The following is a 13,836-nucleotide window of genomic DNA, read 5'->3' as shown; positions in this document are numbered from 1 at the left end:
TTAGAGTTTTGGTTATCATTAATTTAGAAGATGATTGTGGTAATACACATAGTAATTATTTTAAAATCAAGGGGTGTTTGAATATGCTTGAGAATAAAGAGAGTTTTAGATTACTTTATCAAGCTATAAGCGAACTATCAGTTAGAATTGGTGATAATCAATTAGAGACAAACTCTGTAAGTTTATTATTATTGGATTTTGATTTTGAACATGAGGTATTTGATAAACTTATGCTAGCTATTATGAAGTATTTGGGTAATGTAAGTTTAGATGATATAAATCATAGAGAACTTTTGGAATTGATAGATCAGACTATTCCAGAGGATAGACAATTAAATGAATTTGTGAAGAATAAAATTATTATAGGTTTTGCTAATAATTATTTTCCTGAATTACAGACTGTAGCAAGTCACATAAAGAATGAAATGGGAAAGTCTATTGCTAAAAGTAAATAAATTTTTTGAACATTAATGACAATGTTACAGATGACATGAAATGCAATAGGTGGTATAATCTTACTAACAAAAGCAATTGTTGTGACTCAACACCAAACCCCCTCACTATGGCAGTAGTGAGGGGGTTTTATTAGTGGTGTCGGCTAAATGTCGCCTTTTATTTTTTCTTACGATTCTCTAACCAATGAGAAAAGTAAGCTATTGCACATCCACATATAATGGGTACAATGATATTGATAAAAGCAATTGTCATGCACAACACCTCCTCTCTATGTAGAATTACGCCATAGAGCTAGGCGACGATATAATTATATCATTATTTTGGACAATTAAAAACTTTATTATAAAATTGTGTTTAATTTAATATTTGTACCTAATTTTTTGTAAACTGCATTTTGTTTTTGAATTTTTACTTAAATACCACTTTTGACAATACCGATTTTCATTATTTGTAGTTAAGGATATAATGTTTCTAACAATAGAAAAGGGTGAACTTATGATTATCTGGTTAAATGGGGCATTTGGTTCTGGAAAAACGACTGTGGCTTTTGAATTGAATAAGAGATTATCTAAATCTTTTGTTTATGATCCTGAAAATTTAGGTTTTTTTATACGTCATAATATACCTGAGAATTTACATAAAGATAATTTTCAAGACCATGATCAATGGAGATACTTTAACTATGATTTATTAAAGTATGTAGCGGAATCATATGACGGTATAATCATTGTACCTATGACAATCATTAATATTGAGTACTACCAAGAAATTATTGAACGCTTAAAAAAAGATGGGATTCGGTTAGATCATTATATACTGTATGCAAATAAGAAAACTTTAAATAGACGTTTAAATAAAAGATTGGAATTGGGAGAAACGTTTGCTCGTGTTCAAATGGACGACTGTATTGAGTTTTTTGATAATATTGTTACAGAATATAAAATATATACAGATCAATTAAATGTTGACCAAGTTGTTAATGAAGTCGCTCAAAAGAGTCAATTAAAGCTATTAAAAAATAGAAATTGGATAAAGAGAAAACTCGATAGAATTTTAACGACATTTAAGCATATTAGATGATTAAATGTTATATTTTAAGACGAAAACCCTTCACTAATGTGATAGTGAAGGGTTTTTTGATTTATCTAATAAAGCTTTGAATAGCATCTATTAAACTGTAGACGCCTAAAAATGATACGACGAGTACGACGAATATTCCGATGATGTTCAGGACGATGCCGTTTGCAAATTTACCCATCATATTCTTCTTATTTAAGATTACAAAGATTAATATTGCGATGAGTGGTAAAATGATGCCATTTAATGCTTGTGCGATTAGTAAGACTTCTAATGGTTCGAACCCGAGTGAAGAGGTAATGATACCAATGAAAATGACGATTGCGAACACGAGTCTATACTTTTTACTTTTTACGCCACCTTCCCAACGGAGACAACTACTGATTGTTGCTGCAGCACCCATTGGAGAAGCAATTGCTGAAGATAGACCTGCTGAAAATAATCCGACACTCATGAATATAGGTGCAAAGTCTCCCAATACCGGTTTAAGTGGTTCGGATAATTCTACTAAGCTTGTGACTTCTTTACCATGGATGAGTGTTCCTGCTGTAATCAGTATGGCAGCAGATATAAGTCCTCCTAATCCTATCGCAACAATTGTATCAATTCTTACAATTCTTAAGTCTTTAATGCCATTAAATCGTTCGTGAATGGAGCTAGCATGTATGAAGAAATTATAAGGTACAACTGTTGTACCAATAAGTGCGATGATTGTTAATAATGATCCGTTAGGTATACTCGGTATAAATGCACCTTTTAATACTGCGCCGAAATCTGGTTGAATGACAATAACTGTTGTAATAAAGATGACACCCATAATGAGCACGAGTACAGTCATAACTTTTTCTATTAAATCATAGCTACCGCTTAACCCAATTAACAAAATAACGATACCAATGACAGGTGCAATATAATTTTCTGGAATGCCAAGTAAATAGGAAGCACCTAACGACGTCCCTAATAAATCCCCAGATATGTATGCTGCACAACCAACTGCTACAGCAATCATACTGAACCAAACTGTGATGAGTTTAAGTAATTGGTGATTAAAAATATCCCGTATAGCTTCTCCTAAACCTTCATTTGTAACAAGAGCCAATCGAGCAACCATTTCTTGAAGCGCTATCGTTGCGATAATTGAGAAGACTACTGCCCAGAGTAAGCTGTATCCAAATCCAGCACCACCTTGAGTCGTGGTTGTAACGGTACCAGGACCAACAAATGATGCAGTAATAATCATTCCAGGACCAAAAATACTAAACTTACTTCTTTCTCTCTTTTCAGTCATATCTTGTCATCCCTTCGTTTGTAAGGCATTAAACTTTGTTTAAAAACTTAATATGGCCGGCTAATACGTAAAGTACAGCAGTTGATACAAAGTGAGCAGAGTTTTGGTTCGCATCTTGCATTGGATAAACTTCAACAAAGTCCATACCAATAAGACCTAACTTTCCAAATTCGTAAATCATTGTTAAAAGTTCATAACTTGTTAAACCATTACCATCAACAGGTCCGCCTGGATTAAAAGCAAAATCGAGTACATCACTACAGATCGTTAAGTAAACAACATCAACATCTTTACTTGCCTGTGCATAAATATCACGCGCAAACTGACGTAAATCAGTTGTTTCTTTAATTTCATTAATCGTGATGGTAACCGCACCATTTTCTTTGGCGAATTGTCCCGTTTCAGGCTGGTTACGAGGTCCATGAATACCAGTATGAATTAAGCTTTCGTTTCGAATGCCTTCTGTTTCATATAACCTCATGAATGGTGTATTACGCGCAAATTGTTCATTTTCATAGTGAGGCATATTATCATAGTGCGCATCTAAATGAATAATGCCTACTTTTTTCCCGGTGTTCGTTAATCCTTTTAAAATCGGATATGTGATACCGTGATCGCCTCCTAAACCGACTAAAAATTTATTGGATTTCCATAAATCTTCAGCAAATACTTCGATGTTCTGAACCGTTTGATCAACATCATGTGGTACGGTTGAAACATCGCCTACATCCCCGATGGATAAATGCTTATGTACATCTATGTGATCTAATTCAGGTAAATATCCGCTATATCTAGCAGAAGATAATCTAATTTGTTTCGGTCCTAATTCACACCCTGTATAATCTCCCCAAGTGCAAGGTCCTTCGAAAGGGACGCCATATACGAGAACGTCTGTGGAATAATCTTTTTCTTTTGTTAAGTTTTTACCACCTAAAAAGCAAGGTGTATTGCCATAAATTCGTTCTGTCATTGTAAAAGTTCTCCTTTCAATTATTTATTCACATTATATAAAAGTAATCATTTGTTTTCAAATTTTTCTGAATATTAATTTTATAAAATGAACATATTAATTAAAATTAGTATGATTAATTTTGTAGCGTTGACAATTTTAATGGAACCGATTACAATCGTATCAGGTTAATATATTTTTTTGACCCTTTTTGGTACCGGTACCAAAAAGAATGGGATAAATAAGGAGTGAAATCAATGAATTATAAAAAGGAAGCTCAGAATATTACTGAAGCAATAGGTGGTAAAGGTAATATTGAAGCTATTGCGCATTGTGCCACACGATTAAGACTTGTATTAAAAGACGAGTCTCAAGTAAATGAAGACCAATTAAATGATATGGATATTGTTAAGGGGACTTTTTCAACGGGTGGGCAATATCAAATTATTATAGGTTCTGGAACGGTTAATAAAGTCTTTGCGGAAATGGAATCTTTAACTGGATTAGAGGCATCTACGACATCAGAAGTAAAAGAAAAGTCGACTAAGAAATTAAATCCGATTCAGCAATTTGTAAAAATGTTATCAGATATATTTGTTCCGATTATTCCTGCAATTGTAGCAGGTGGTTTATTAATGGGGCTTAACAATATTTTAACTGCTAAAGATTTATTTTATGATAAAGCGTCATTTATTGATGTTCATGATCAGTTTGCAAGTTTAGCCAATATGATTAATGTTTTCGCGAATGCACCATTTGTGTTTCTACCAGTTCTAATAGGGTTTAGTGCAGCGAAGCGGTTTGGAGGAAACGCATTTCTCGGTGCAGCACTTGGTATGATACTTGTACACCCTAGTTTAATGAATGGTTATGATTATCCTAAAGCTTTAGTAAAAGGCGACGAAATCCCAACCTGGGAAATATTTGGACTTTCTATCAAAATGGTTGGTTATCAAGGACAAGTGTTACCAATATTAGTCGCATCTTACATACTTGCTAAGTTAGAAATTGGATTTAGAAAAGTCATTCCTTCTACTTTAGATAATTTATTAACACCATTACTGTCATTATTCTTTACAGCATTTGTTACATTTTTAGTAGTTGGACCAGTTACACGAACTGCAGGGACATTCTTATCTGACGGTTTAACTTGGTTATATGAAACGGGTGGCGCAATCGGTGGATTATTATTTGGATTACTATATGCACCGATTGTTATTACTGGTATGCATCATAGCTTTATCGCTATAGAAACAACATTGATTGCAGATAAAGCAAATACAGGCGGATCATTTATATTCCCAATTGCAGCAATGTCTAACGTTGCACAAGGTGGAGCAACACTTGCAGCATTCTTTATTGTGAAGAATCTTAAAATGAAGGGTACAGCTTCAGCAGCAGGTATTTCTGCATTATTAGGTATTACAGAGCCAGCTATGTTTGGTATAAACTTAAAATTACGTTATCCATTTATCGGTGCAATAATAGGATCAGGTGCCGGTTCTTGTTATGTAGCTGCAACAAAAGTAAAAGCCATTGCACTCGGTACAGCAGGATTACCAGGATTTATCTCTATAGCTCCAGGTAGTTGGTTTAACTATATTATCGGTATGGCAATCGCAATTGTTGTCGCATTTGTTGTCACAATTTTATTATCTAGAAGAAAAGTATATAGAGATGTGCAATCATAATATTTGTTATGACCTCTCATTATTTCGTACAATAGAAGTAGTTATTAAATGGAGGTATTGAACATGAAATTAAATGAAATTGATGAAAATGAATTATATCCTACAGAAAAAGTTGGTCCAAGTGTATTAGGAACAATCATTTATAAAGTAGGCGAACAAAGCCAATTTAAAGGGGCATATATTACAACAAACGAACGTGTCATTATGAGCGTTGATATGAACGGTGAACCTTATAAAAGAGTATTTAGTTATCAAGACATCAAAGCCGTTACAATAGAAGATAAAGGTGTATTATTTATTGAATTCCCACAAGGAAAAGTTGCAATGATTGATATTGAAGAAGGCGACAAAGAAGCATTCAAAGATTACGTTAACAATCTCGTTCAACAATAAATAACATCGTTAAAAACCTTTCAATGAAGACCATAACAGGTCTAAATTGAAAGGTTTTTTATATACAAATGATGAAATTGATTAACCGTTATTCATGCTAATTATATTGATTTCGTTAAATATTTTATCTAGCTTTTCAAAGTCTATATCACCATCTGCTAATTCAGACCAATGTATAATTGCCGCTAAATTAGATCCATAAATAAACGGAAGTAAAGATTGAGGTAGGTGGGTAGGAGTCGTAACTTTATCAATATTATTTTTGAAATCTTCACTAAATACTTCAATGAAGTGTTTAATAAGTTCATCCATAAATGCAGTATCACTATTATCTTTTTGCTTTTCAAATACGTCACTTAGCTCACTGATAAATGCCTTCTCCATCGATTGAAAAGGATGGTGCAGACGATCGTATAAATCTAATTCAAAGAAATCTTTCGTATATTCGCTTAATGCATATTGTAAAAGATCAAACTTATCCATAAAATGCTTGTAAAATGTTGTTCTATGTATAAGAGATGCATGACAAATTTCATTTACAGTAATATCTGAGAAATTCTTCTCTTTAAGTATTGAGACTAATGTTTCTGTGAGAGCTTTTTTAGTTTTAATCACACGTAAATCCGTTTGTTTAGTCAAAATAAATTCCACTCCTTTAATATACAGTGTATGCATAAAATTCATGAAATGCAAATAGGGAGGTCGTGAGGAATAGTTGTTACGAGTTTTGTAATTGAGCGTGCTGTTATTAGCAAGTTTGGTGAGAAATGCAAATACTGAGTGCGTTATTAGCAGTTTTGGCTAGAAGTGCAAATAAGGAGACCAGTAATTACAATTCTCAGTAGTTTTGTAACTAAGACGGTCCATAGTAACACTTCAGCTGAGTTTTGTAATTAAGGCCGTCCATATTAACATTTCAGCAGAGTTTTGTAATAAAGGAGGTCTATAGTAACATTTCAGCTGAGTTTTGTAATTAAGGCCGTCCATAGTAACAATTCAGCTGAGTTTTGTAACTAAGGCGGTCCATAGTAACATTTCAGCTGAGTTTTGTAATTAAGGCCGTCCATAGTAACATTTCAGCGAAGTTTTGTAATAAAGGAGGTCCATAGTAACATTTCAGCTGAGTTTTGTAATTAAGGCCGTCCATAGTAATAATTCGTCCGAGTTTTGTAATTATGGAGGTCTATAGTAACAATTCTCAGTAGTTTTGTAACTAACAACTCCGTTACAAACAGGTTTGGCCAGAAGTGTTCACAACAGTTTCTATAACTTATACTTATATAATAAAAGAGACTAGGTCGTTATGACCTAGTCTCTGCTTTATTATTTCGTTAACATATCTTTAAAGTATTTAGATTGTTTTTCGATTGAAATTGGATCTGAATACATAAATTCATTTCTTGGATAGTAGTATACGTGATCGTCTTTAACTGCCGGTGTATTTTTCCAAATGCTACCTTTAGTTAATGAAGAGTTTGGTGCTTTTCCATTTTCAGTTGGGATTAATAAATAATCACCAGTGTATTTATTAAAGTTCTCGAATGAAGTTGATAACCAACCTTCTTTAGGAATGTCTTTTTGTGCTGCTTCTGGATGTTTAAATCCAAATCCTTGATAAATAACTTCAGAACCTCTACCAAAGTTCTTACCGATTAATGTAAGTTCTTTAGGTCCAACTTCCATTATAGAAACTGTGCTGTCTTTGCCGATTTTATCTTTGACTTCTTTCCCATCTTTAGCCATGATATCTTCTATTTCTTTAATTTGTTCTTTAGCTTTATCTTCTTTACCTAATAATTTCCCGATTTCGATGTGTACTTCTTTAAAAGTTCGTTTACTGTGGTCGAATGGTACAGTAGGTGCTATTTTTTCATATTTTTTTATTTGTGGGTTAGCATTATAAGTAATGATTAAATCAGGTTTAAGCTTTGTAACAGCTTCAACATCTTCAGAACCAACACGTTTCCCGTCTTTATCGTCAACATATTTTGATTTAGGGAAATCAGCATCTGTTCCGACTGGATCAACACCAAGTTTTTGGAAGTTACCTTGGTTAGTTGTTAATACGACTACACGTTTTGGATTGTTAGGAATTTCAACTGTTTTACCTTCATCTGTTTTATATTTGTGAGTTTTACTTTTAGATGAGTCATCATCTTTGTTGCCACATGCTGCTAATACAAGTAACAATGTAGCGAGGAATACAAGTAATTTTTTGGTCATTTTTCTCTCTCCTAATTGATAATTACTTTCAATTATAACATGTTATTTCTTTAAATAGTATCAATTTTTATATTTTAAATTTGTGTATTAATTGTAAATAACGCATAATATCTTTAACGATGGAGGTGATGTATCATGCATGAAATTAGAATAGAATGTCCCAAAATATTCGACTATGAAAAATGCTTAGATTATTTAAAAAGAGATGAGAATGAAGTGTTATTTGAAGTTGAAGATCATAAAATTTATCGTGCAATTAATTTAGATGGCGAGAGACTGTTGATATGTATTTATTATCATAGTCATTACTTAATTGTTGAGGTTTTAAATGATGTTTCTGTAAATCCAGCACTTACCGAAAAAATAATTGCATATATAGAAGAATGGTTCGATTTCTCAGCAGATTTATCATCGTTTTACCAATATGGTAGGAAAAATGAAATATTAAAGCCATTAATCCGTAAATTATATGGTTTAAGATTGATTAGACTTCCAAATTTATTTGAAGCTATTTCCTGGGGCATAATTGGTCAACAAATTAATTTAACATTTGCATACCAACTTAAAAAGAGACTTGTTCAAACTTATGGCGAGAAAATCACGTATAATCATAAAGCGTATTATATCCATCCTACAGTTGAAGTGATTGCGAATGTTTCAGTACAAGAGTTGATGGATTTGAAATTCTCAAGAAGAAAAGCAGAATATTTAATAGATATTGCCAAAAGAATGCATTCTCAAATGTTATCTAAAGACATGTTGATGGATATTAAGGATACGAATGAAATTGAGCGTTCACTGATTAAAATTAGAGGGATTGGTCCATGGACTGCACATTATGTTATGATGCGTGCATTAGGTGTTCAGGATGCTTTTCCAATCGGAGATGTTGGTTTACAAAACGCATTGAAAGACATCTTGAATTTAGATAAGAAACCATCTAAAGAACAAATGTTAAGTTTAAATGAAGGTTGGCATGAGTGGAGTTCTTATGCAACATTTTATATATGGCGAGCACCATATATTCAAAATTAAAGAGTTGGATTGAAATCTCTACGATAAATAGGGTATTTCATCCAACTCTTATTTTTTAGTCTAAAGTTTGTTCTTCACCATTAAAGATAAGTTTTGGTTCAATTGTTGCTTTTAAAGAATGTGCAACCGTACAATATTTATCGACACTCAGTTTTATGGAACGCTTTAATTTTTTTAAATCCACTTCACCTTCAACATCGAATGTTAATGTGACATGTTTCACTGATCGAGATGTTGTATCTTCTCTTTCATCATCTACAGTGATTTCCAATTTCGTAACTTGAGCTAAACGTTCTTTCATTAAATTGGTAACATCAATTCCAGTACACCCAGCTAAACCACTTAACATAAGTTCAACAGGAGATGGTCCATTGTCATCTCCACCTGATTCTGTTGGTGCATCAGAAATGATGTCGTGGCCAAATTTGGATTGTGCTTTAAAAGTTTTCTTACCTTGCCAAGTAGACTTAATCATTAAGCTCTCCTCCTCTTTTTTTAAATTGTATCAACTTCAAATAATATAGACTAGTAAATCGTCTTTCCCATAATTATTCATTAAAATAAAAAAATTTGTTTTTATGTCTTTTTGTTCATATTCAGTTCATATTGCCTCGTTATGATATATATATACATTAAAGAGAGAGGAACGGATAAACATGAAACTAGCACTTAAAGAACTTACTTATTACAAATTTAAATATTTACTCGTAACATTAATGTTATTCTTATTAGCATTTTTAGTGTTATTTATATCAGCGTTAGCACAAGGATTGGCTAAAGAGAATGTATCGGGAATTGAACAATGGAATAAAAGTACGTACGTAATAGCCAGTGATGCTGACAATAACTTAAGTCAGTCTAATATTACGACGAAAACTGATGAAGCTGTTAATACAATAGCTAAAGGCGACACAGTCAAAACAGCAATGCAAAAAATTGATACTAAAAGTGGAAAAACGGATTTAATGTTTACACAAATGACAAATAACATTAAACCGAAACCAACAGAAGGACATTTACCTCAAAATAAAAACGAAGTGTTATTGAATGAGAAATTAAAATCAGAAGGCTTTAAAGTAGGGGACGAAATTAAATTATCAGAAGGCGATCAATCATTTGAAATCTCAGGATTTGCTGATAATATCATGTTCTCACATACATCTATGGCTTATGTAAATAAAAATGGCATGGATACATTGAAAGGTCATCATATTTCAGTCATTGCATATGACAACTTGAATGATCATCAAAAAAATGAAATCAACGATGTAGACAATGTTAAAGTCATTTCACAAGATGACATGTTAAATGCCATTCCAAGTTATAATGCTGAACAACAACCATTGAACTTGATGATTGTATTCTTATTCGTTATTTCAGCTATTGTTATCACGGCATTCTTCTATGTTATGACAATTCAAAAAACAAGCCAATTTGGTATTTTAAAAGCAATCGGTACAAAAAACAAATCACTTATCGCATCATTAATGTTGCAAATTCTGATGATCACATTAGTGGGCGTGGTCTTATCCATTGCCGTTATATTCATCATCAACAGTGTGATGCCAGTTTCAATGCCATTCTATATTGACGCAAACTTAATGATGTTAATGGTAGCCGTATTCATCGTTGTTTCATTAATCGGCGCCGTACTATCACTGATTAAAGTGACAAAAATCGAACCACTTGAAGCTATAGGAGGAGAATAATAATGGGATTAGTTGTTGAACATGTTACAAAATCATTCGGAGAAAAAGAAGCAAAAACACAAGTATTAAACGATATTACGTTTACAGCAGAAAAAGGACAGCTTGTTATTTTGAATGGCGCTTCTGGTTCAGGGAAATCTACATTACTTTCTATTATTGGTGGATTACTTGGCAAAAGCTCAGGAGAAATAACATTAGACGATTTAGATTATGTAGACTTATCAGATAAAAAATTAACAGATATGAGATTGAATCAAATAGGGTTTATCTTTCAATCATCACACTTAATACCATATTTAAATGTTACAGATCAACTTGTTTATGTTGGAGAAATGGCTGGCATGCGTAAGAAAGATGCTAAAGAAAGAGCTGAAAAATTATTAAAACAAATTGGTTTATCTCATAGACTCAAATCATATCCAAATGAATTGTCAGGCGGGGAAAAACAACGTGTTGCAATTATGAGAGCTTGGATGAATCATCCAAAAATGATTTTGGCAGATGAACCTACTGCAAGTTTAGATTCAAAACGTGCAATAGAAGTAGCAAAAATGATTAAAAATAGTGTGAAAGAAAATAATTCGATTGGTATTATGATTACACATGATGAAAGAATATTTGAATTTGCAGATAAAGTGATTAAATTAAGTGACGGAAGAATTGAGGAACAAGTATCATAATTAGGAAAAGCGGCTGGAGAATGTTAATCATCTCACAGCCGCTTTTAGTGTGCTTATTTTTTAATAAAACCTTTGAGATTTAATTTTTCTAGAATATCTGGTCTTGTTTTTTTGCTCATCATATTCTTAATTTGTTCTGACCAAGATTCTGAGCGTTTACCTTGTGTGCGCTTTTCATAATATTCTTGGATATCTTTGTCATATTGTTTAATTTGAGTAAGTTGTTGCTCTTTGTCGGCATTATATTGATTTTCGTGGAAGACATGTTCAAATGGTAAACGTTGCTTAGGTGAACCTTGATCGTCATCACTCGGTACACCGACAGCCATACCAAATAGTGGGAAGACATGCTCAGGTAAGTTTAATATCTCACTCACTCGACCAACATCGTTACGTAATGACCCTAAATAAACAATACCTAGTCCCATATCTTCAGCAGTTAAAGCAACATTCTGTGCAGCAAGTGCAACATCTATCGTACCAACGAGCAAGCCCTCAGCTGACTCAAAACTAGGTTGCATATTGCCTTGTGTTTCTTGGTTAATTAAACTATGACGGTAATAATCTATCACATACACAAATAAATAACCGTTATCGACAACATGTTGTTGCCCTGATACTTCTTTTAATGCTTGTTTAATTTCTGGGTCTGTAATACCAATAATAGAATAAGCTTGAACGTAACTTGAAGTTGAAGCCATTTGTCCTGCTTTTACTAATTTTTCTACAGTCTCTTTAGAAAGAGGTTCATCTTTAAACTGTCTAACAGATCGATGCTGTTGAGTTAAGTCAAATACGCTTTGATTCATTGTGTTCAGTGCTCCTTTATAATACTTATGATATATAAATGTTATCAAAAATATTAAAAATATTCATATAAGGTGCTTTAAAGAGTAGAAAAATAAGCGTTTAGGATATCATATGACATCCCAAACGCTTATTAAGTGAAGCTTATTTAATTTTATTTAACGCTTGTTCTAAATCTTTAATAATGTCTTCACTAGATTCTGTACCAACTGATAAGCGTACTAAGTCTTTCGTAACACCTGATGCAAGTTGTTCTTCGTCTGTTAATTGTTGGTGTGTCGTACTTGCTGGGTGTATGATAAGTGATTTAGAATCACCAACGTTTGCTAATAAAGAGAATAAGTTCAGTGCTTCAACAAATTCGGGAATAGATTCTGAATCACCTTTAACACCAAATGTTAAGATAGCACCTTGGCCATTAGGTAAGTATTTAGTTGCGAGTTCGTGATATTGATTAGATTTAAGTCCAGGATAATTAACCCAGCTTACTTTTTCGTGATTTTCTAGAAACTCTGCAACTTTTTGAGCATTTTCAGAATGACGTTCTGTTCTTAAATGTAAAGTTTCAAGTCCGATTAGGAATTGTTGTGCATTAAATGGTGATAGTGCTGGTCCAATGTCACGCAGCAATTGTACACGTGCTTTCGTAATGTATGCAGCTGCACCAACGTCATTGACATAAGATACACCATGATAACTTGGATCAGGTTCAACTAATCCAGGGAATTTGCCATTATCCCAGTTGAATTGACCACTATCAATAATCACACCACCAATTGATGTACCATGCCCACCAATAAATTTAGTCGCAGAATGAACAACGATGTCAGCGCCAAATTTAATTGGTTGTAGTAGGTGAGGCGTAGCAAATGTATTATCAACGATTAATGGAATACCATTATCGTGAGCAACTTTAGCAACAGCTTCAATATCTAATACATCTATACGTGGGTTACCAATTGTTTCAGCGAAAATAAGTTTCGTGTTTTCATTGATTGCTGCTTCAAAATTTGCTGGGTCATCTGGATCTACAAAGTGTACTTTAATGCCGAATTTCTTTAAAGTTACAGCAAATAAATTATATGTACCACCATATAGGTTAGTAGATGCGACTACTTCAGAGCCACTTTCTGCAATATTTAATATACTCAAAGTAATGGCTGCTTGACCGCTACCAACACTTAATGCTGCTAGTCCGCCTTCTAATAAAGCGATACGTTTCTCGAATACATCATTTGTTGGGTTCATAATTCGAGAATATATGTTTCCTTCTTCAGCTAAAGCGAATAAGTTCTTCGCATGTTCAGTAGATTTAAACGTATATGAAGTTGTTTGATGAATAGGTACAGCTGTAGAACCTGTTACAGGATCGGGTACTTGACCACCATGAATTGCTAATGTCTCTTTATTCCAATTTTCTTGTGTCATTCATAATTACCTCCTTAAGTTATATATGCCATTATAGTCAGACAATTTAAAAAATTCAATTAAATCCGAGTTAAAAGATAAGAAAAATTCATTAAGGCTG

15 protein-coding genes are annotated in these 13,836 nt (G+C 33.0%); 7 read left to right on the top strand and 8 right to left on the bottom strand.

Annotated features, from left to right (window positions below; translation table 11 throughout):
- Positions 1-83 precede the first annotated feature (83 nt).
- Positions 84-455, top strand: a complete 372-nt coding sequence (locus LQ675_RS03900; protein WP_075577721.1) for a hypothetical protein — start codon at positions 84-86, stop codon at positions 453-455.
- Positions 456-612: 157 nt separating this feature from the next.
- Here the strand turns inward: LQ675_RS03900 and LQ675_RS03895 are convergent, their stop codons facing one another.
- Entirely contained in the window at positions 613-708 is a 96-nt protein-coding gene (locus LQ675_RS03895; RefSeq protein WP_107610148.1) for a type I toxin-antitoxin system Fst family toxin, read from the bottom strand.
- A 213-nt stretch (positions 709-921) separates the two neighbouring features.
- Between LQ675_RS03895 and LQ675_RS03890 the strand changes: the two genes are divergently transcribed.
- Entirely contained in the window at positions 922-1,536 is a 615-nt protein-coding gene (locus LQ675_RS03890; RefSeq protein WP_239753235.1) for an AAA family ATPase, read from the top strand.
- 61 nt (positions 1,537-1,597) lie between these two features.
- On the opposite strand, the gene LQ675_RS03885 is transcribed toward LQ675_RS03890, so the two are convergent.
- Together LQ675_RS03885 and LQ675_RS03880 are read right to left on the bottom strand one after the other, a co-directional pair.
- Entirely contained in the window at positions 1,598-2,821 is a 1,224-nt protein-coding gene (locus tag LQ675_RS03885; RefSeq protein ID WP_239726603.1) for an Nramp family divalent metal transporter, read from the bottom strand.
- 28 nt (positions 2,822-2,849) lie between these two features.
- On the bottom strand, positions 2,850-3,791 hold the full coding sequence (locus LQ675_RS03880) for an agmatinase family protein (RefSeq protein WP_048541833.1): 942 nt from the start codon (positions 3,789-3,791) through the stop codon (positions 2,850-2,852).
- A gap of 236 nt (positions 3,792-4,027) precedes the next feature.
- On the opposite strand from LQ675_RS03880, the gene LQ675_RS03875 reads away from it, so the two are divergent.
- Both LQ675_RS03875 and LQ675_RS03870 read left to right on the top strand, forming a co-directional pair.
- Positions 4,028-5,461, top strand: coding sequence for a sucrose-specific PTS transporter subunit IIBC (locus LQ675_RS03875; RefSeq protein WP_075577723.1), 1,434 nt, complete (start codon positions 4,028-4,030; stop codon positions 5,459-5,461).
- Between the two features lie 63 nt (positions 5,462-5,524).
- Complete coding sequence (locus LQ675_RS03870) at positions 5,525-5,854, top strand: hypothetical protein (protein ID WP_048541837.1); 330 nt, start codon at positions 5,525-5,527, stop codon at positions 5,852-5,854.
- Between the two features lie 81 nt (positions 5,855-5,935).
- On the opposite strand, the gene LQ675_RS03865 is transcribed toward LQ675_RS03870, so the two are convergent.
- Together LQ675_RS03865 and LQ675_RS03860 are read right to left on the bottom strand one after the other, a co-directional pair.
- A complete protein-coding gene (locus LQ675_RS03865) occupies positions 5,936-6,493 on the bottom strand; it encodes a TetR/AcrR family transcriptional regulator (RefSeq protein WP_048541839.1) in 558 nt (185 codons plus the stop codon).
- A 684-nt stretch (positions 6,494-7,177) separates the two neighbouring features.
- Complete coding sequence (locus LQ675_RS03860) at positions 7,178-8,077, bottom strand: ABC transporter substrate-binding protein (protein WP_048541841.1); 900 nt, start codon at positions 8,075-8,077, stop codon at positions 7,178-7,180.
- Between the two features lie 135 nt (positions 8,078-8,212).
- On the opposite strand from LQ675_RS03860, the gene LQ675_RS03855 reads away from it, so the two are divergent.
- The gene (locus tag LQ675_RS03855; protein WP_058591665.1) at positions 8,213-9,112 is read left to right on the top strand and encodes a DNA-3-methyladenine glycosylase family protein; all 900 of its coding nucleotides are present in this window, start codon (positions 8,213-8,215) and stop codon (positions 9,110-9,112) included.
- Positions 9,113-9,167: 55 nt separating this feature from the next.
- Here the strand turns inward: LQ675_RS03855 and LQ675_RS03850 are convergent, their stop codons facing one another.
- The gene (locus LQ675_RS03850) at positions 9,168-9,587 is read right to left on the bottom strand and encodes an OsmC family protein (protein WP_048541845.1); all 420 of its coding nucleotides are present in this window, start codon (positions 9,585-9,587) and stop codon (positions 9,168-9,170) included.
- A 181-nt stretch (positions 9,588-9,768) separates the two neighbouring features.
- On the opposite strand from LQ675_RS03850, the gene LQ675_RS03845 reads away from it, so the two are divergent.
- Together LQ675_RS03845 and LQ675_RS03840 are read left to right on the top strand one after the other, a co-directional pair.
- The gene (locus LQ675_RS03845; protein WP_239726604.1) at positions 9,769-10,821 is read left to right on the top strand and encodes an ABC transporter permease; all 1,053 of its coding nucleotides are present in this window, start codon (positions 9,769-9,771) and stop codon (positions 10,819-10,821) included.
- A 2-nt stretch (positions 10,822-10,823) separates the two neighbouring features.
- The gene (locus LQ675_RS03840; protein WP_048541848.1) at positions 10,824-11,501 is read left to right on the top strand and encodes an ABC transporter ATP-binding protein; all 678 of its coding nucleotides are present in this window, start codon (positions 10,824-10,826) and stop codon (positions 11,499-11,501) included.
- Between the two features lie 53 nt (positions 11,502-11,554).
- Here the strand turns inward: LQ675_RS03840 and nfsA are convergent, their stop codons facing one another.
- Both nfsA and LQ675_RS03830 read right to left on the bottom strand, forming a co-directional pair.
- Positions 11,555-12,310 (bottom strand): oxygen-insensitive NADPH nitroreductase, encoded by a 756-nt coding sequence (gene nfsA, locus LQ675_RS03835; protein ID WP_048541850.1) that lies wholly within the window; start codon positions 12,308-12,310, stop codon positions 11,555-11,557.
- 142 nt (positions 12,311-12,452) lie between these two features.
- On the bottom strand, positions 12,453-13,736 hold the full coding sequence (locus tag LQ675_RS03830; protein ID WP_048541852.1) for a homocysteine synthase: 1,284 nt from the start codon (positions 13,734-13,736) through the stop codon (positions 12,453-12,455).
- Positions 13,737-13,836 lie beyond the last annotated feature (100 nt).

Source organism: Mammaliicoccus sp. D-M19, assembly GCF_022386695.1.
GTDB lineage: Bacteria > Bacillota > Bacilli > Staphylococcales > Staphylococcaceae > Mammaliicoccus > Mammaliicoccus sciuri.
The sequence above is the reverse complement of the archived record's forward strand: the minus strand, read 5'-3'. Positions and strand labels throughout refer to the sequence as shown.

Excerpts from the sequence above, each read along its gene's own strand:
- LQ675_RS03900 (WP_075577721.1), top strand. The coding sequence starts at position 84 with ATGCTTGAGAATAAAGAGAGTTTTAGATTACTTTATCAAGCTATAAGC.
- LQ675_RS03895 (WP_107610148.1), bottom strand. The coding sequence starts at position 708 with ATGACAATTGCTTTTATCAATATCATTGTACCCATTATATGTGGATGT.
- LQ675_RS03890 (WP_239753235.1), top strand. The coding sequence starts at position 922 with ATGTTTCTAACAATAGAAAAGGGTGAACTTATGATTATCTGGTTAAAT.
- LQ675_RS03885 (WP_239726603.1), bottom strand. The coding sequence starts at position 2,821 with ATGACTGAAAAGAGAGAAAGAAGTAAGTTTAGTATTTTTGGTCCTGGA.
- LQ675_RS03880 (WP_048541833.1), bottom strand. The coding sequence starts at position 3,791 with ATGACAGAACGAATTTATGGCAATACACCTTGCTTTTTAGGTGGTAAA.
- LQ675_RS03875 (WP_075577723.1), top strand. The coding sequence starts at position 4,028 with ATGAATTATAAAAAGGAAGCTCAGAATATTACTGAAGCAATAGGTGGT.
- LQ675_RS03870 (WP_048541837.1), top strand. The coding sequence starts at position 5,525 with ATGAAATTAAATGAAATTGATGAAAATGAATTATATCCTACAGAAAAA.
- LQ675_RS03860 (WP_048541841.1), bottom strand. The coding sequence starts at position 8,077 with ATGACCAAAAAATTACTTGTATTCCTCGCTACATTGTTACTTGTATTA.
- LQ675_RS03855 (WP_058591665.1), top strand. The coding sequence starts at position 8,213 with ATGCATGAAATTAGAATAGAATGTCCCAAAATATTCGACTATGAAAAA.
- LQ675_RS03850 (WP_048541845.1), bottom strand. The coding sequence starts at position 9,587 with ATGATTAAGTCTACTTGGCAAGGTAAGAAAACTTTTAAAGCACAATCC.
- LQ675_RS03845 (WP_239726604.1), top strand. The coding sequence starts at position 9,769 with ATGAAACTAGCACTTAAAGAACTTACTTATTACAAATTTAAATATTTA.
- LQ675_RS03840 (WP_048541848.1), top strand. The coding sequence starts at position 10,824 with ATGGGATTAGTTGTTGAACATGTTACAAAATCATTCGGAGAAAAAGAA.
- nfsA (WP_048541850.1), bottom strand. The coding sequence starts at position 12,310 with ATGAATCAAAGCGTATTTGACTTAACTCAACAGCATCGATCTGTTAGA.
- LQ675_RS03830 (WP_048541852.1), bottom strand. The coding sequence starts at position 13,736 with ATGACACAAGAAAATTGGAATAAAGAGACATTAGCAATTCATGGTGGT.